At 56.4% G+C, this 17861-nt stretch carries 17 protein-coding genes, 2 tRNA genes and 1 pseudogene; 10 read left to right on the forward strand and 10 right to left on the reverse strand.

All coding sequences use genetic code 11. The features are described from left to right. Positions 1–27: 27 nt before the first annotated feature. Entirely contained in the window at positions 28–663 is a 636-nt protein-coding gene (gene acuR, locus JSY17_RS10340; protein WP_117183216.1) for an acrylate utilization transcriptional regulator AcuR, read from the reverse strand. A gap of 129 nt (positions 664–792) precedes the next feature. Here acuR and JSY17_RS10345 point away from each other — a divergent pair, with 129 nt between their 5' ends. The 6 genes from JSY17_RS10345 (at position 793) to JSY17_RS10370 (ending at position 5908) form a co-directional block, all read left to right on the forward strand. Then, the gene (locus tag JSY17_RS10345) at positions 793–1869 is read left to right on the forward strand and encodes an NAD(P)H-dependent flavin oxidoreductase (RefSeq protein WP_206401672.1); all 1077 of its coding nucleotides are present in this window, start codon (positions 793–795) and stop codon (positions 1867–1869) included. 175 nt (positions 1870–2044) lie between these two features. Continuing rightward, a complete protein-coding gene (gene modA, locus JSY17_RS10350) occupies positions 2045–2749 on the forward strand; it encodes a molybdate ABC transporter substrate-binding protein (protein ID WP_206401774.1) in 705 nt (234 codons plus the stop codon). Further along, entirely contained in the window at positions 2750–3430 is a 681-nt protein-coding gene (gene modB, locus JSY17_RS10355; RefSeq protein WP_206401673.1) for a molybdate ABC transporter permease subunit, read from the forward strand. 3 nt (positions 3431–3433) lie between these two features. Next, positions 3434–4522: a molybdenum ABC transporter ATP-binding protein gene (gene modC / locus JSY17_RS10360; protein WP_206401674.1), complete on the forward strand. Its 1089-nt coding sequence runs from the start codon at positions 3434–3436 to the stop codon at positions 4520–4522. 62 nt (positions 4523–4584) lie between these two features. Then, a complete protein-coding gene (locus tag JSY17_RS10365) occupies positions 4585–5640 on the forward strand; it encodes a DNA topoisomerase IB (RefSeq protein WP_117183211.1) in 1056 nt (351 codons plus the stop codon). Between the two features lie 182 nt (positions 5641–5822). Then, positions 5823–5908: transfer RNA gene (locus JSY17_RS10370), tRNA-Leu, on the forward strand. Positions 5909–6046: 138 nt separating this feature from the next. Here the strand turns inward: JSY17_RS10370 and JSY17_RS10375 are convergent. The 4 genes from JSY17_RS10375 to JSY17_RS26205 form a co-directional block, all read right to left on the reverse strand. Next, complete coding sequence (locus tag JSY17_RS10375) at positions 6047–6304, reverse strand: DUF1652 domain-containing protein (protein WP_025260322.1); 258 nt, start codon at positions 6302–6304, stop codon at positions 6047–6049. 83 nt (positions 6305–6387) lie between these two features. Then, positions 6388–6948, reverse strand: a complete 561-nt coding sequence (locus tag JSY17_RS10380; protein ID WP_206401675.1) for an HNH endonuclease — start codon at positions 6946–6948, stop codon at positions 6388–6390. Between the two features lie 57 nt (positions 6949–7005). Then, positions 7006–7470 (reverse strand): DUF6998 domain-containing protein, encoded by a 465-nt coding sequence (locus tag JSY17_RS10385; RefSeq protein ID WP_206401676.1) that lies wholly within the window; start codon positions 7468–7470, stop codon positions 7006–7008. 117 nt (positions 7471–7587) lie between these two features. Beyond that, positions 7588–7725, reverse strand: a complete 138-nt coding sequence (locus JSY17_RS26205) for a PA0050 family protein (protein WP_232849386.1) — start codon at positions 7723–7725, stop codon at positions 7588–7590. 233 nt (positions 7726–7958) lie between these two features. On the opposite strand from JSY17_RS26205, the gene JSY17_RS10390 reads away from it, so the two are divergent. Next, the gene (locus JSY17_RS10390; protein ID WP_162880453.1) at positions 7959–8123 is read left to right on the forward strand and encodes a hypothetical protein; all 165 of its coding nucleotides are present in this window, start codon (positions 7959–7961) and stop codon (positions 8121–8123) included. Positions 8124–8782: 659 nt separating this feature from the next. Here JSY17_RS10390 and JSY17_RS10395 read toward each other — a convergent pair. The 4 genes from JSY17_RS10395 to JSY17_RS10410 form a co-directional block, all read right to left on the reverse strand. Further along, entirely contained in the window at positions 8783–8968 is a 186-nt protein-coding gene (locus JSY17_RS10395) for a hypothetical protein (RefSeq protein WP_206401678.1), read from the reverse strand. A 286-nt stretch (positions 8969–9254) separates the two neighbouring features. Then, positions 9255–9755, reverse strand: coding sequence for a hypothetical protein (locus tag JSY17_RS10400; protein ID WP_206401680.1), 501 nt, complete (start codon positions 9753–9755; stop codon positions 9255–9257). 169 nt (positions 9756–9924) lie between these two features. Further along, a tRNA-Cys gene (locus JSY17_RS10405) sits at positions 9925–9998 on the reverse strand. Between the two features lie 201 nt (positions 9999–10199). Then, positions 10200–11414, reverse strand: coding sequence for an aldose 1-epimerase family protein (locus JSY17_RS10410; protein WP_117163139.1), 1215 nt, complete (start codon positions 11412–11414; stop codon positions 10200–10202). A 207-nt stretch (positions 11415–11621) separates the two neighbouring features. Here JSY17_RS10410 and kdsB point away from each other — a divergent pair, with 207 nt between their 5' ends. The 3 genes and pseudogenes from kdsB (at position 11622) to trhP (ending at position 15795) form a co-directional block, all read left to right on the forward strand. Then, complete coding sequence (kdsB, locus tag JSY17_RS10415; RefSeq protein WP_206401682.1) at positions 11622–12908, forward strand: 3-deoxy-manno-octulosonate cytidylyltransferase; 1287 nt, start codon at positions 11622–11624, stop codon at positions 12906–12908. Positions 12909–13040: 132 nt separating this feature from the next. Beyond that, positions 13041–14219, forward strand: coding sequence for a flagellin lysine-N-methylase (fliB, locus tag JSY17_RS10420; RefSeq protein ID WP_117185533.1), 1179 nt, complete (start codon positions 13041–13043; stop codon positions 14217–14219). A 141-nt stretch (positions 14220–14360) separates the two neighbouring features. Continuing rightward, a pseudogene (gene trhP / locus JSY17_RS10425) lies at positions 14361–15795 on the forward strand (prephenate-dependent tRNA uridine(34) hydroxylase TrhP). 18 nt (positions 15796–15813) lie between these two features. Here the strand turns inward: trhP and JSY17_RS10430 are convergent. Next, on the reverse strand, positions 15814–17829 hold the full coding sequence (locus JSY17_RS10430) for a di-heme-cytochrome C peroxidase (protein ID WP_206401686.1): 2016 nt from the start codon (positions 17827–17829) through the stop codon (positions 15814–15816). Between the last annotated feature and the right edge of the window lie 32 nt (positions 17830–17861).

The following is a 17861-nucleotide window of genomic DNA, read 5'->3' on the forward strand; positions in this document are numbered from 1 at the left end:
CGATCGTCTTTAAATAGACCCGAGCAATCATTGCGGCAAGCCGCGAAGAAAGCCCGCAATAAAGGTATTCAAGGGTTGTTCGCTCTTGACCAGCCGCGCACGCAGTACCGCGCCTTCCCAGCCGATCCAGAAAAAAGCCGCCAGCTCATTGCAGTCCGCCTCCCTGGCCAGCTCGCCGGCCTGCTGGGCAGACCTCAGGCAATGGGCAAGTTTCGCCTGCCAATCCTGCAAAATATCTTCAAGTTCAACACGAAAAACCTCAGGTAAAACACTGATTTCCTGAGTAAAATTACCCACCATGCAACCGCGTCGAAAACCATGGCGCGCCATCCCGTGCTTGGCACTCTGTACGAACCCTACCAGCCGCTCCAGCGGTGAAAGCGACTCATCCAGCAGCCAGCGATCCAGACGGCGGGCAAAGTAACCGGCATAACTCTCCAGCACTGCACGGCCAAAGACTTCCTTGCTGGCAAAATAGTGATAGAAGGAGCCTTTGGGTACACCCACTTCCTTGAGGATGTAATCGATACCCGTGGCCATGTAGCCCTGCTCGGTCAGGACCTCAAGGCCTCGGCGAATCAAGGCTTCGCGGGTTTCCAGATTTTCGCGATCCACCTTGGGCGGGCGACCGGGGCGTCTGGGCTTTTCGGGTAATGTCGTCATGGCGACAATATTAGACCGACCGTCTCCAAAGTCAAATCCCTGTCAGAAGACATCAGCCTGAAGGGTTGCCAAAGACGATGGCTGCGCGCTCAATAGCGATTTCACTGCCTTCGATAAGGAGCCCGTGGCATGAGCGCATGGCCTGACAACCGCATCCTTGATCTGTTTTCCATCACCCTGCCCATCCTGCAAGCCCCCATGGCCGGGGCCACAGGCTCGGCCATGGCGATTGCTGTCGGGAATGTCGGCGGACTGGCTTCGCTGCCCTGCGCCATGCTGAGCCCGGAGCAGATCCGCGAAGAAGTGGCGCTGATTCGCCAACATAGCCAGGCACCACTGAACCTGAACTTCTTCTGCCATATGCCGCCTGCCGACGATCCTGAGCGGGCCGCACGCTGGAAAGAGTCGTTACAGCCTTACTATCGGGAACTGGGTGCCGATTACGATGCACCCACACCGGTTTCAAGCCGGGCACCTTTCGATGCCGATAGCTGCGCCTTGGTCGAAGACTTGAAACCTGAAATGGTGAGCTTCCATTTCGGTCTTCCCGAGCGCGCCTTGCTGGACAGAGTTCGGGCGACAGGCGCAAGGATCCTGTCCTCGGCCACCACAGTTGAAGAAGCGGTATGGCTTGAGAAAAATGGCTGCGACGCAATTATCGCCATGGGCTACGAAGCGGGCGGCCACCGAGGCATGTTCCTCAGCGACCAGCTTCACACTCAGGTCGGCACTTTTGCCCTGGTCCCGCAGATTGCCAATGCCGTCAGCGTGCCGGTGATTGCCGCAGGCGGTATTGCAGAAGGTCGAAGTGTCGCAGCGGCCTTCATCCTGGGCGCATCGGCCGTGCAAGTGGGTACGGCTTATCTGTTCTGCCCCGAAGCCAAGGTCAGCAAGCCGCATCATCGGGCATTGCGCAGCGCCACGGACAGCCAGACGGCATTGACCAACATCTTCACCGGCCGCCCGGCGCGGGGCATCGTCAACCGGATCATGAGCGAAATCGGCCCCATGAGCGCCCTTGCGCCCGCCTTTCCGCTGGCAGGCGGCGCGTTGATTCCCCTTCGCGCCAAGGCCGAGCCACAGGGTAACGGCGACTTCATGAACCTGTGGGCAGGCCAGGCCGTGGGCATCAAGCATGAACTGTCGGCAGCCGAACTGACCCGGCAACTGGCTGATAATGCGTTGAAAATACTCTCCGGGAAGTGATACAGCGCTTCCATACGGATGCGCCATCGCTATATATTTAAATATATAGCGAATGGCCGCCAGCCGCTTTCGCGCCGACTTCCCTGCCCCCCACGTATCCCGGAGCCGTTTCATGCGAGCGTTCCCGCCACGCATTACACTCAAATCTCTTGTCGTTGCCATCGCAGCACTGGGCATGACCTCTGCCTTTGCCGATGAAGTCCAGGTCGCTGTGGCTGCCAACTTCACGGCACCGATCCAGGCCATCGCCAAGGACTTCGAGAAAGACACCGGCCACAAGCTGGTCGCCGCCTTTGGCTCGACAGGCCAGTTCTACACCCAGATCAAGAACGGCGCGCCTTTCGAGGTGTTCCTCAGCGCCGACGACACCACAGCGGCCAGACTTGAGCAGGAAGGCGATAGCGTCAAAGGTTCACGCTTTACCTATGCCATCGGCACCCTGGCACTCTGGTCGGCCAAAGAGGGTTATGTAGACAGCAAGGGCGACGTACTCAAGACCGGTCAGTATCAGCACCTGTCCATCGCCAATCCCAAGACTGCGCCCTACGGCCTGGCTGCCACGCAAGTGCTGGGCAAGCTGGGGCTGACCGAAGCGACAAAGACCAGGATCGTCGAAGGCCAGAACATCACCCAGGCCTATCAGTTCGCGTCCACCGGCAATGCCGAGCTGGGTTTCGTTGCACTGTCGCAGATCTACAAGGATGGCAAACTCACCAGCGGTTCGGCCTGGATCGTTCCTGCCGAACTGCATGATCCGATCAGGCAGGACGCGGTAATCCTCAACAAAGGCAAGGACAACCCGGCCGCCAGGGCTCTGGTGGAATACCTCAAAGGTCCGCAGGCTGCCAGCGTGATCAAGTCTTTCGGGTATCAACTGTAAATGTCGCTGGGAAGTGCCGACCTCGCGGCGATCTGGTTGACGCTGAAACTGGCGTCGCTGACAACCCTCATCCTGCTGGTGATCGGCACGCCCATCGCACTCTGGCTGGCCAGGACCGACTCCTGGCTCAAAGGCCCGGTCGGCGCAGTGGTGGCCTTGCCTCTGGTGCTGCCGCCGACCGTCATCGGCTTCTACCTGCTGATACTGCTGGGGCCCAACGGTGTTGTCGGCCAGCTGACCCAGAGCCTTGGCATGGGCACCCTGACCTTCAGCTTCACCGGGCTGGTGATCGGCTCGGTTGTGTACTCGATGCCCTTTGTCGTGCAGCCATTGCAAAATGCTTTCGCGGCCATAGGCACACGCCCGCTGGAGGTGGCTGCCACCTTGAGAGCCGGCCCATGGGACACCTTTTTCCATGTGATTCTGCCACTGGCCAGACCTGGCTTCATCACCGGTGCGATTCTGGGCTTTGCCCATACCGTGGGCGAGTTCGGCGTGGTGCTGATGATTGGCGGCAATATCCCCGAGAAAACCCGCGTGGTATCGGTACAGATATTCGATCACGTCGAGTCGATGGAGTACCTGCAAGCCCACTGGCTGGCGGGTGCCATGCTGGTGTTTTCATTTCTGGTTCTTCTGGTGCTCTACTCAAGCGGCAAGTCCAGAGCAGGTTGGAGTTGATTCATGGCATCACCCATCGCCGTTAGCCTGCAGATGGCTTTTCCCTCCTTCAAGGTGGATGTTGACCTGAGCTTGCCGGGCACAGGTGTGACCGCGCTGTCTGGCCCCTCGGGCTCAGGCAAGACCACCTGCCTGCGCTGCATCGCTGGCCTGGAGAAGGCACAACAGGGATTTATCCAGGTCAATGGCGAGATCTGGCAGGACTCGGCCAACGGCATATTCGTAGCACCTCACAAGCGTTCGATCGGCTATGTCTTTCAGGAAGCCAGTCTGTTCCCGCATCTGTCGGTCCGCGGCAATCTGGAATTCGGCCTGAGCCGTACACCCAAAAACCAGCGCAGCATTCAGATGCATCATGCGACCGTTCTGTTGGGCATCGACCACCTGCTCGATCGCCTGCCGGACAAACTCTCCGGCGGCGAGCGCCAGAGAGTCGGCATCGCCCGCGCCCTGCTGACCAGCCCACGCCTGATGCTGCTCGACGAACCACTTGCCGCACTGGATACCCGGCGCAAGAACGAGATCCTGCCGTACCTGGAACGCCTGCATAACGAACTGGAAATCCCCATGCTCTACGTCAGCCATTCACAGGATGAAGTGGCACGGCTGGCAGATCATCTGGTCCTGCTTGAGGAAGGCCGCGTTCTGGCCTGCGGCCCCATCGAAGAAACCCTCGCCAGACTCGATCTGCCACTGGCCATGGGCGACGATGCCGGCGTAGTGATCGAGGGCGCGGTGAGCGCTTACGACAGTCACTACCAGCTACTGACCATCACTCTGCCCGACAGCGACCTGCGCCTGACCGTCGCCCATACCGAACTGGCCAAGGGCAAGACATTGCGGGTCAAGGTACAGGCACGCGATGTCAGCCTCAACCTGCGAGCGGATGACCAAAGCAGCATACTCAACCGATTGCCTGTAACCGTGATCAGCGAAGTCGCTGCTGACAACACGGCGCATATGCTGGTGCGACTGGATGCTGGCGGCACACCCTTGCTCGCCCGTATCACCCGTTACTCCTACGACAACCTGAGACTGTATCCGGGGCAACAACTCTGGGCGCAGATCAAGGCCGTTGCGGTACTGGCATGAAATAATTGGCACCCGTTCGAACAGGCGTGGTCAGTGTCATTAACCGACCTGGAAACATGACCATGCCCTCTCCGACCGCCAGTTCATCCGCAGCACCTGAACTTCATTACGTCGACGATTCTCAGCCAGGGTTCACCCGCAAGATACTGCGAGGCAAGTTCGCTTACTTCGATACCGAGGGCCAACGCATTCGCGACGAGGCCGAGATCCAGCGCATCAACGCACTGGTCATTCCACCCGCCTACACAGATGTCTGGATCTGCGCCGATCCGGCCGGACACCTGCAAGCCACAGGCCGCGATGCCCGAGGCCGCAAACAATATCGCTACCATCCGCAATGGCGGGAAATCCGCGATCAGGACAAATACTCGCGCCTGATCGAATTCGGCCAGGCGCTGCCCAAGGTCCGCAAACAGATCGAGGCGCAACTGGCACAACCCGGCATCGGTCGCGAAAAAGTCATGGCTACGGTCATTTCCCTGCTGGATGCCACCCTGATCCGCATCGGCAACAGCCGCTACGCCAAGGAAAACCGCTCCTACGGCCTGACCACCCTGCGCAACAAGCATGTGGAAGTGCATGGCACGCAAATCGTCTTCGAGTTTCGCGGCAAAAGCGGAATAGAACATCGCGTCAGCGTGAGAGACCGACGCCTGGCCAATGTAATCAAGCGCTGCATGGAATTACCGGGGCAAAACCTGTTCCAGTACCTGGACGACAACGGCGAACGCCACACCGTCACCTCTTCGGATATCAATGCCTACCTGCAAGACCTGACCGGTGCCGACTTCACTGCCAAGGACTATCGAACCTGGGCCGCCAGCGCGCTGGCTCTGGCAACCCTGCGCAAGCTGCACTGGGAGCCGGAAGCCGATGCCAAAAAACACATCGTCGAAATGGTAAAGGCCGTCTCACGACAACTGGGTAACACCCCCGCCATCTGCCGCAAGTGCTACATCCACCCCGCCGTGCTGGAAGGCTTCATGCTCGGCAACCTGGCGAAACTGCCCCGCAGCCGGCAACGCAAAGGCCTGCACCTGGAAGAAGTCGCACTGGCTCATTACCTGCGCAGCCTGGCGAAAAGCATGGAAGACGTCGCGTCCACGAAGAAATCGTGAGTTGAGTACCTGCCAGAGAGGCAGACCGTGAACCTCCACCTGCATCACAAGCAGGTTTCGTAGCCTCATGATTTACAGAGATTTTTCTTTTCACGGAAAAAGTAACATCTTGTGCCATCTGAAGGACTTGCGTGCTTGCTTCATGGGAACGGGATGTATATATTCCCTGCCTTGGCGCTACCGCCCCGATGGCGAAATTGGTAGACGCAAGGGACTTAAAATCCCTCGTCCTCTGGACGTGCCGGTTCGACCCCGGCTCGGGGCACCATATATCAATCAAGGGCTTGCACGGGGTGACTCGGCAGGCCTTTGGTGTTTTTTGGGGTTGTGAAAGTTGCGGTGCTCCGCAATTGCGCTATAGCAGATATATCAGCCCGGCCTAGTGCCGGGCTTTTCATTTCAGGCCCTAAGCCAACCGCCTCATGGACAATTCCATCTTCGCCATCAGATCTCTCTGCTCTCGCAAAGAAAGCACCAGATGCGCGATGGACCTGCTGGATGACAGATCGGACAAAGGCATGCCCGTCACATACAGCTCGATCTCACCTGATTCGGCATTGGTAAGCTTTACCGAAAAGCTGTCGTTCGCCGAGATGACACATTCGCATTTACTAGGCAGAAAGGCCGTTTCAAGGACTCGCTGAAGCTCGGGCTTTGAATACATGGTTTGCTCGCTACTGATCAGATCTTTCCGACAATACTAGACAAGTATTACGCCAACTTGTTGCCGATCGTCGGCATATTCTGTCAGTTCAAGTGGCTGCGAGCGTAGTCGATAAGCTCATCCACATACATTTCCGCCCGAGCAAGCCTGGTGCTCAGGGAAATGCTTGAACCGTGAGTCGTCGTTCGTTGATACAAACAGCTTCCTGTAAAGGGAGGTAGCCGGTCATGTGGAACCACCCCGGATAACTCAGGATGCTCCTTCAGAAACAGTAAAAGCCTCTCGACTGCCCGATTACATGCCTCCACCATAAGGCGGCTGGCTTTACCGGCGTTTCTGTTCACATAGTCAACAAAATACTCGCTCTTGTAGCAGTCCGGTGACGCCAGATGGCACTCGGCACAGAGCAGGAAACGGTTCTCTACCGTATCCGCTCCGCCCAGAGAATGCGGAACGATATGCGCGACTTCCTGATATCCCTGATCGCCGCAGCACCAGCAAATACGCAGTTCTTCGTCGTCATCGAACACTGCTTCGAGCGCATATTCAGAAAAGCCGTACTGCTTGATCCAGTGCGAATTGTCTTGCCAGGCCTTGCGGACAACTTCGCGTCTGATCACTTTTCTCTTTGGTGACAGTCCCATTGAAGACTCCTGCCCGATCAACTCTGATGCTGGTATGGCCCGGATCGTACGACCGAGCTAGCGTCTTGGTATACGTTGGCTATCAGGAATGTCCAGGTTGATGCGCTTCAACTGACTCGTGATATTCCCATGCAACCCTGTGCTCGTTGGTGCACGTCTTTTCAATGCATCCTTGATCAGTTGCCCCGGACCGTTATAGATCTCTTCAAAGGTCCCATCACGATTGAGCTTGATGCCGAGGTAATAATCAGGAACATGCCCTACAGGAAATGTAAGGTTCTTGGAAAAAGTAGTCTTGATCTGAACATTTCGACCATCATCGCAGACGGCATCATGACGCTTGGTCAGCCCTTCATTCAACTTGATCCGATAATGCAAACTGGCAACCACTTCTCCAATATCTCCGACGAGTCTTCCGTCGAGAGTGAAAGGCTTGCCTGGATAAGCCGTTTGAAGTTTCGATACCGCACCAAACAACTCTTCAAAAGCGCCGGCAATTTGCTCCTGGATTTCCTCTTTCATCAGTCTGTTTGATCCCTTGAAAAAGCAGACTTCGACTACCTGCCTGGCGGAAATCGGCAGTTGTATCAACTTCAGAGAGCAGGCCCGACATCCGCCGAACCTGCCGGGCGACTTACCTTATGGACATACGCAGGTAGTCGGACCAAACACCGGGCCGCTGCATGGGTCTGGGGATGGGCCGAATACCGGGCATGCAGCCTGGGCATTCAGGGAGAAACCACACAGCAGCACTACAGCAAACATCACTTTCTTCATTTGCAACCTCCTGGTCGAAACATCGATAACAGTCCGTGCTTTCCCCCGCAGTCAGGGCACCTGCCCGCAGAGGTGCCGAATATTCGCCCATCACAGGATGCACCGCAAGATCTGTCAGCAATGACCGCCGAGCCCTTCACAGGAAATCCGGTTGAACCAACGGACTGCAACGCCATCCACTTTCAAGCAGCCTGAATCTAATTCGGATGGACAGCCAAGGCTGGGAGGCAGTCATGAAAAAGAACACCGACACCAAGAACAAAGCAGTGCCGCCGTCAGATCAATCAGGCGAAGTCGAGCGCGATAACGATGCACATCGTCCAGACGGGTCTTCTGGAACAGGGCATGATTCAACAGCACAGAAAACCGCTCGCAAAGAAGGCAAGCATTCAAAGTGAAGTGACGACGATGCTGCATATTTGACAGGGCGAAACTGCGAACAGCTGCAGTTGCTCTGGACCAACAACACCCTTCAGGTACATTGCTGCCGGTCATAGCATATTGCTTCATACTGGCGGGCAAAGTCATACGTACGAGAGTTGCCACTTGCTCGATTTCATAAGCGATGCATTGAATATATTTGCGAACTGGCCCACCTATGAACGCCCTCGTCGTGTATTTACCAGAGGTTTCGTCATTTTTTGCATCGTGACGGCAGTGGCAGAACTGCTCATTCTAAATGAGCTGTTCGGCAGTTGATGATGAGAGGCAAGCCCGCTCATGACGGGTAAATGGATCGACGCAAATGGCGAATACCGATCCCCTGTACTACCTTCAAGGTGCTTGAATCCCCCGGCGCATGAAACACAGATCCGGGCATATAACTGCGAAAAGGACTTGATCTGGAGCTTTCATGAAAAAAATCATACTGCTGGTGTTTTTTGCCCTTTCGGTGTCTGGCTGTAGCTATTTTTCATTTCAGGAAGACAACTGCACAGACAACCCACAGATGGCGGGATGCGATGGGGAACACTCCGGTCATCGACGCTAAACATTGCCGCACGTCGAAACGCGGGCCTGATTGACCTCATGAGCGACTGCAGGCCCGCCCCCGCCATTACCCTCTGACCATCTGCCTGCGTTGTCTGCGATCAGTCGCTCTGGAAACCATATAGGTCCAACTCAGAAATCCCATACCCGCCACAATGAACACTGCCGGGCTACGCATCAGAACAATCCCACCGATCAGCATACCCAGACCCAACGCACCCACGAGCAAGGCAGATAGTGCAATCAGATTCATACAACCCTCCTTTGTCATAAATAAATTGGTCGCACCGTCGGCATTGCCGTGCGTATGAGTTTTCAGTTGCGAGATAGGTGTGCAGACCGGCTTGGAGGGTGAGTGGGTGTTACAGAGAATACAGTTCCATACTCCTGACATTACTTGCGAGCAATCGACACAAAGCCAAAGAGCTTTAGCCTGAACTCCTCATGATCAAGCATAAGCGCATGCCTCCGGCACGCTCAGGCAATCCTCACTGATTATAATGTTGAGATCACATCTGAATCAGAAAAACATACCTGCTTCACTTTAAATGTAGAGAGGCCCAATAACGATCACGACACGTCATCAAGGGAAGCATCCCCCGAAAGTGCGAATTTGCAATGACGTTCAAGAAGTCAATGTCCTTGCGCAGCAGACTTATAGCCTGGTCAACTTCCTCCAGGTGTCGCCTCTCATAATCTATCCTGTTACTGACTAAATCCCTGTAGTTACGATATTGGGCCAACCTGGTTTTATCCAGATTCAACCCCAGACTCCTGGCTGCATAATCTTCGCCATGAGGCGTACAGAAACCCAGAATCCGGCCGCGCTCCTCGGTGCAGGATACGTAGCCAAGCAGAGCAACCAGAGCATCCTCCTCACGCTGCAAACTTTCAAGCTCACGACTCACGGCATGGTGCTCTGACTCATACACGCCCAAAAGCTCTTTTGCCTTGCCAAGCTGAGCATTTATATGAGCAGTATTTATATTTGGCGGCACAGCCAACGACTCCGCTGGATCCTGAGCTGTAAAATCATTCATTTGGCCACCCAATCAGCTCGATTAAAGCCCCATATTCATTGAGCGCGCTGCAATTGTCGACAACACTCACAATAGTTTTTCAGAGTGTCCGCGCGCCTTCAATTCCAAGTAAAAATTTTCAGCACAAATAAAAAACCCCGTAGACGTTAATCTACGGGGTTTTCAATAGTGGAGGCCGAGGTCGGAATCGAACCGGCATAGACGGATTTGCAATCCGCAGCATAACCATTTTGCTACTCGGCCTCAGACGCCCGATGCTCTACAACCACATCAACCGTTTTGAACTCTTTGGAATAAAGCCTTGGCTTTATCCTCAACCCTTTGAATCTTAAGGGTTTTTCTCGTTCCCTAATCAGGAATGGACGCAATTCTGGACTGGTTGACCGGGCATGTCAAGAACGTGAGTGAAATAATTCCATACATACCCGCTCAACGAACCGGAGCCTATTCTTTGCTCAGGTCTACCAGCGGCTCCTTGCGTACTTCGGTTGCCCGGCCGTTCTGGATGGTTTTGATCTGGCCCAGTGCGGTGTCGACTGCGCCTTTGTCTGCCAGCAGGCTGTAGCTGATCTGGAACTGGCGCTGTTCTTTCGGAGCGATGGTCGGCACGAGTTTCAGAGGGCGCTGGTAGCGGCGGTTGTAGGAGAAGCTGGTGCCTGGCTCAAGGCCGGTGACATAGCCCTGACCACGGGTGTCGGTGTTTTTCCACAAGGAGAACACGGGCAGTTGCCGGGTGTTGAAGCCCACCGCGACTCCGAGGCTGCCGGCCTTGTTGTGCAGCACGGTGAGGGTATCGCCCTTGGCATCGCCGTAAGGCACTACGTTATAGACGGTTTCGTCGTAGTCCGGTGTAGGCCCGCGATAGGTTTGCCAGTCAGGCAAGTCGCCCTTGGCCTTTTCGTTGAAGGGAGAGACCTGCTGCACCGGTGCTTCGAAGCGAGCGCCCTCCTCCAGGAATGGCGTACTGAAGTTGCTGTGGTACAGCGCCTGGTATTCCTTCGGATAATCGCCGTTGTTGGTCAGGGTATCGTTGAGGGTAAAGCGGGTGCTGCCCGGATCGGTGACCAGTTCGGTCTGGACCGAGAAGTCGACTTTCTTGAACGCCTGCTCTTTCAATTCACCCTTGAGGCGAATGGCATAAGGCGGTTTTTCGTCGATATGCAGAGTGACTTTGTTGGCCGGGATATTCGCCGCACGGCCATGCAGAGTCAGCAGTTCGCCGTTATCGATACCCGGATGGCCAACCCATTCATAGCCGCAACGGGTCACCAGTTCGTTGAAACCTTCCAGCCAGCCCAGCCCGCCGCGACCGTTCAGTTCGATAAAGGCCGGGTTGACGACCTCTTTGACCGGCGAGTCCCAGCCCATGCGCACATCACCGACCGAGGCCTGCAGTACGTTCATGCCGCGAGTGGGCACAACCGAAAGTTTCATGGTGCCGTTGTCGATCTCGATGATACTCACGCCTTCCTGTCGGCCGCCGTGCAGGGTGCGCATGGTGACGGAAAAGGGTTTGTCGGTCTTGATCCCGAGCTGGGCACTGGTGATCTGCTGGTTCTGGGCGGCCTTGTCGGTATCGAGCAGCACATAGTCCCAGGCGAAGGCATTGGTAGCCGAGACGATGGCAGTGGCACCGAGAAGCCAGGCGAGCGATTTCATGAGGGTGGTCCTTATTGGAATTATGGGGACAACTGAAGCTGATTAAACGATTCAGCGACCCGATAAGTCTAGTCAAAATCGCCGAATTCATGAAAAGAGAATTTCACGTCCCTACCGGTTCGCCCTTTTCCACAAGTCGACGCCCCCAGCATCACTGGTATGATCCGCTTTTCGCTCTGCACCGCTGAAATCGTTTAAGGACCCTTCATGGCCAGCCATCCGCAACGTGTCGCCATTGTCATTCCGGCAAGATACGCATCCACCCGCCTCCCCGGTAAGCCGCTTGCCGATATCGCGGGCAAACCCATGGTGCAGCATGTGTATGAGCGCGCTCTGGAAGCCGCCATTGCCGATACGGTGGTGATTGCCACCGACGACCAGCGTGTGGCCGACGCGGCGCGCAGCTTTGGCGCAGCATGTGTCATGACCTCCCCCGACCATCCTTCGGGCACGGACCGTCTGGCCGAAGTGATGAGCCAGGTCGAGGCCGATATCTACGTCAACCTGCAAGGCGACGAGCCTCTGGTCAGACCTGCGGATATCGTCACGCTGGTCAAGGGCATGCTTGCCGATCAGTCCGTGCAGGTCGGCACGCTCTGCCATCCGATAGACTCGGGCGAAGCAGGCAACCCCAATACCGTCAAAGTCGTGCTGGCCACCAACGGCAATGCACTGTATTTCAGTCGCTCGCCGATTCCTTACCCCCGCGAAGCTGAAACCGCTACCTACCTCAAACATGTCGGGGTCTATGCCTATCGTCGCGAGGTGCTGGCCAGTTACTCCGGCTTGTCCCAGCCAATGATCGAGCACGCGGAAAAGCTGGAGCAACTGCGCCTGCTGACTGCCGGTTACTGCATTCGCGCCTGGGTGGTGGAGCCCACCGGCCCTGGCGTCGATACACCTGAATGTCTGGAAAAGGTCCGCGCCCTGATCGAAGGCCGCTCGCTGCCAGGTTTGCCTGCACTGGCCGATATTCGTCTGGTGATCACTGATGTCGACGGCGTCCTGACCGATGGCGGCATTTTCTACGATGCCAGCGGCGAATGCCTGAAGCGCTTTCACGTTCGCGATGGCATGGGCATGCGCATGCTCGAAGAAAACGGCGTGCGCGTGGCCGTATTGTCGGGCCGCGACTCGGCCACGTTGCGCAAGCGCGTGGCAGATCTGGGCGTCGAGCTTTGCCAGTTCGGTATCAAGGACAAGAAGGCAGCCTGCGAGCAGTTGATGGCCGCTGCCGGCGTTACGGCCAGGCAAACAGCCTGTATCGGTGATGACTCCATCGACCTGCCAGCCTTTGCTGCCTGCGGCCTGTCGTTCGCCGTGGCCGATGCACCGGTCTATGTGCAGCAGCAAGCCAGCCATGTGCTGCAACGCCCAGGTGGCACCGGTGCATTCCGTGAGGTTTCCGACTCCATTCTGATTGCTCAGGGCAAAGCCGATGTACTGGGTTCTGCCACCGGTTATGCATCGGTCATGGCAAAGATGGCCCAGTAAAAGCCGAGGCTCCCGGCCGCCAGAGGGACGGGAGCCTTTACATCCGCATCAGCATTTCCCCTTCTGCATGGAACAACTCCCGCACATCGGCCACTCAGGTTCAAACGAACCTAAGACTGCGGGAGAGAATTCATGGGCATTCAGTCCGCCAGGGCTTTCAAATACGTACAAGATTTTTCATGCATTGCCGAGCGTTGCGAAGACAACTGCTGCAAGGGTAACTGGCGCATTGCAGTCAGCAATCGCAGCCACGACCTGTACAGCCGGGAATTTCCCGAACTCTTGAATCTGATCGTCAAGGACGATTCGGGCTACCAGATGGACAAGGCCGGCGGCCAGTGCGGCGCGCTGCAGGGCGGACGCTGCCAGATCCATGCCCAACAGGGTGAAGCAGTCCTCACCGATACCTGTGCCAATTACCCTCGCATGTATCGCCGCATCAACAACTCGCTGGTGAAATCCGCAACCATGAGCTGTCCCGAAGTTGCCCGTATCGGGCTGTTTGGCGAATCGCCGTTCCAGATCGAAGAAGGTCCGCAGGACGATCATCATCTCTACGCTGCCGCCAATCAGGAGTTTCCCGGGATAGATCCGACCCAGTGGCGTTCGGTGATGGAATCCCTGCTGCAGATCACCCTGTCGAAGAAGCTGCCGGTCAGCCAGGTTCTGTTGCGTCTGTACGATATTTCCACGCAACTGTCGGAGCTGCCCCACGCCCGCTGGATCGAGGAAATCCCGCTGCTGGCCGACAACACCAGTAATCTTCAGGAAGATACCAGCGAGCCGATTCTTGCCGATCCGCTGCTGATCGTGCTGATCAATGTCTTGAACTCGCCGGGCGCCCCCTCCTCCTTGCGCCAGCAGTTACTCACCTCTTCACTCATCGTGCCCGGCGCAACCCCGGCGCAGGCGCAATGGACCCTGCGCAGCGAATATCGCCGCCTGTACACGGAAAAACTGCAACACAGCCTGGATCTGATCCTGAAGCGCTTCATTGCCGCCGAAATGACCCGCACCGGCTTCCCGTTCATTTCCAACACCAGCGCCGGACAGGATTACGGCTTGAGCCTGACAGAGTGGGCAACCACCCTGGCGATCCGCACCCTGACCCTGCGCAACCTGTTGATTGCGCATTGCGATGTAAACAACCAGTTGGCACCGGACAAGCAACAGACCGTGGACCTTGTCTACCGCTTCTGCCGGGCCGCCAGCCATAACGCAGTGACCGCCGCCGAAAGAACCCTGCGCAACGCGATCACCCAAAGAGGCCTTGCGTATCTGAAGACGCTGATCAATCAAGTGGATGCCTGACCTTATCCGCTGCCGCCTGCCTGAGCCCATGACCGGGCTCAGGCATCAGAAACTACCGCACCGACCGTTTCATAGATCCAGATCAATAAATCCGGCAGGCAAGGCGATTACTGTTCGCGACTTTTTGCGACCGACACCGCCATGACACCCTTTGCCCCGGAACTGCTCGCCCCTGCCGGCACCCTGAAAAACATGCGCTATGCCTTCGCCTACGGTGCCGATGCGGTCTATGCTGGCCAGCCTCGCTACAGCTTGCGGGTGCGCAACAACGAATTCGATCATGCCAATCTGGAACGCGGCATTCGCGAGGCTCAGGCCCAGGGCAAGCGCTTCTATGTCGTGGTAAACATCGCGCCGCACAACGCCAAGCTCAAGACCTTCCTCAAGGACCTTGAGCCCGTGATTGCGATGGCACCGGATGCGCTGATCATGTCCGACCCTGGCCTGATCATGTTGGTGCGCAAGCACTTCCCGCAGATGCCGATTCATCTGTCGGTGCAGGCCAACACCGTAAACTGGGCCAGTGTCGAGTTCTGGCAGCAACAGGGCCTGAGCCGCATCATCCTGTCTCGCGAACTGTCTCTGGAAGAAATCGACGAAATCCGCCAGCAGGTTCCTACCATGGAACTGGAAGTATTCGTCCATGGCGCACTGTGCATGGCCTACTCCGGCCGTTGCCTGCTGTCGGGCTATATCAACAAGCGTGACGCCAACCAGGGCAGTTGCACCAATGCCTGCCGCTGGAAATATTCCGCCCGGGAAGCCACGCAAAACCAGCTTGGCGATATCGTGCAGACCTGTGAGCCCGAGCCGACCCTGGGTGCTGGCGCACCGACCGATCAGGTATTCCTGTTGCAGGAAGCCAATCGACCGGATGAACTGATGCCCGCCTTCGAGGATGAGCACGGCACTTACATCATGAACTCCAAGGACCTGCGCGCCGTTCAACATGTCGAGCGTCTGACCCGTATGGGCGTGCACTCACTGAAGATCGAAGGCCGGACCAAATCCCACTTCTATTGCGCACGCACCACCCAGGTTTACCGCCGGGCAATCGACGACGCCGTGGCAGGCCGTGGATTCGACCGCAGCCTGATGACCGATCTGGAATCCCTGGCCCAGCGCGGCTACACCGAAGGTTTTCTGCGTCGCCATGTGCATGACGAATACCAGAACTACCAGAACGGCAGCTCGATGTCGGAGCAACAACAGTTCGTCGGTGAGCTGACCGGCGAACGTCGCGACGGTCTGGCCGAAGTCCGGGTCAAGAACCGCTTCGGCCTGGGCGACCATATGGAACTGATGACACCCCGAGGCAACTTTCACTTTGATCTGCAGCAATTGCAGAATGCCAAGAGAGAAGCCATAGAAGTCGCGCCCGGGGACGGACATACCGTGTACGTGCCGATCCCCGCCGAGGTGGATTTGGAGTTCGGGTTGTTGATGCGGGATGTAAGGCAGGACTCAGCCCAAAGCACAACCCAGTAGGAGCGAATCGGGCGGCGCTCCACTCATTCGCGAAACGGCATTTCAAACGACACGTTTCTGTCGGATGTCATACCGCTTTCGCGGATAAGTCCATTCCTGCTGGCAGCTAAAGGGTTTTCATGTACTCGATCAACGCATAGCGCTGGTCATCGTTGAACGATGATGCACCATAGTCATGACCTGCCTTCGAGTTCCCCGGCAAGGAGGTATCGAAAGTGAACGGGGCGCCAGGCCCATTGGCATCGATAAAACCGACAGCCTTCGGATCGAACACAATCGAGCCTGTCTTGAAACTCGAAGGACGTGCATCAGGGGGAAGCAGCAGATCATACAGCGTGCGTACCGAGCCGTTGTGCAGGTAAGGCGCTGTTGCCCAGATACCCGTCAACGGACGTGCCTTGTAGGCAAGTGTCGGGTACTCGTTGATATCCAGCGCATAGCAGGCCTGGAGCCGCTTGTTCTTTTCGGACGAGGCAAAGCTCAGAAAGGAGAAAGTGCTCTTGTGTACGACTCGTGGCGGTGACGATTTGACATTCATGTAATCCTTGAACGCCAGTGCAATAAGCTCTTTCTTCTGATTCAGCAATATTTCCCGTGCAGTAACGCCCAACTGCGTGACCAGAGTCGTCTCATCGGTGACAACACCGTCGAATGTGTTGAGGAGCGCTCCCTTCAGCTTGCCAGGATTACTGATGAACTGAACGGCATTACAGGCCATCCAGGGATCGGTATTGATGGCTTGAAGGCTTTCGGGGCCGGCGCTGATAGGCGTCATCTGCGCAACGATCGTGCTTTTCAGATCGTCGCGTGACAACGGTAAATGGCAGCCTGAGCAATTGGTGTCGAACAGTTTGGCACCTTGCTGCACCTTCACAGGGTCGATAGCCCCGAGTCTTTCAGGCCATTTCGGTGGTTTCAGACGCTGTAACGTGCGCTCGAGCTGATCGAGGTTATCGATGCGCACGCTTGAAACAAAGCCCTTGAAAAGCGAATTGGAGCGAAAAGCCACATCACCGAAGACACCCACGACTTCCGAGGCGTTGCGCGCAAGAGCCCCCACATCCAGGCCATCGGAGCCCAGTTTCTTGTTTGGAGCGACACCATTCCATTGCACTTTATCGTGCTGGGAAGTGTTCCACAGAAACGGATAGCTGACGGGAGCATCCGCGGGGTTGGGAGTCGGGTTCGGGGCACCATTGAGCTGGGCCACACGGTTGAGAATATGCCCCACCGCATCAACCCGGCCGGGGCCATACACCAGATCCGTCTGATAGAGCGATGCGCTTTTCTCAAGGAAAAGGTTCAACTCATTCAGGGAACTGGACAGAAGCTGACGATTACCTTCGGTGTCGGCATCTGCAAGGACCTTTGTCGCAAAGCGATCAAATTTTTCAGTATCGTTCTGGGTGTCGATCAATGCTTCGCGGAAGGCATCAACAAACTTCTGGAAATCTGCATTGGTGGGGCCGCCCTGAACCTCCCAGGTATGACCACCATAGGAAATGTTGGCCGTATGACAGGCCGCGCAGTTCATTCCCACCCAGGGTTCCCGGTCAGACTGGTTACTCATCCAGCGCAGGCGGGAAAAAGTCATGGACTTGTCACTGCCTTGATCGACCACAAACCCCAGGGGCAACCGATAACTCTTGTAGTCAAACTCCAGAGTGCGCGGTGTATAACCATACTTTTCGATATTCGCATCGGACATGAAAGGCACTTTCGAACCTTTTATTTCCAATGCCATCATCCAGCTCAGAGGAACCAGGCGCGACCCTTGGGAGGTGTCCTGCCAGACTGCGAGATCTTTCGCACTCCAGTTCTGATCCAGACTGTACTCATCTGCCAGTACCACTGCCGATGTCAGGCTTGCGACCCCGATGCTTACCGCTGCCAGCACAGACTTCACTGTCATTTTTCTCGATCCTTCGTAACTGTCTCCGGGAACCGCACTCAATGCGCACATCGCCCGAATTTTCGATGGGCTGCACCCTGATTGGCAGTGTAGATCGGTTTTTGGCGAATGCTGGCCTTTTGTCATAACCCTCAGAATTGGGCCGCCAATCCTGCTCTCCACCCCTTGCGGACTCAGCGCCCAATCGCAAAACACTTTGATGTCAATCATAATCAAATCAATTGACCAAAAAGATTACGACC

Source organism: Pseudomonas capsici (assembly GCF_017165765.1).
GTDB lineage: Bacteria > Pseudomonadota > Gammaproteobacteria > Pseudomonadales > Pseudomonadaceae > Aquipseudomonas > Aquipseudomonas capsici.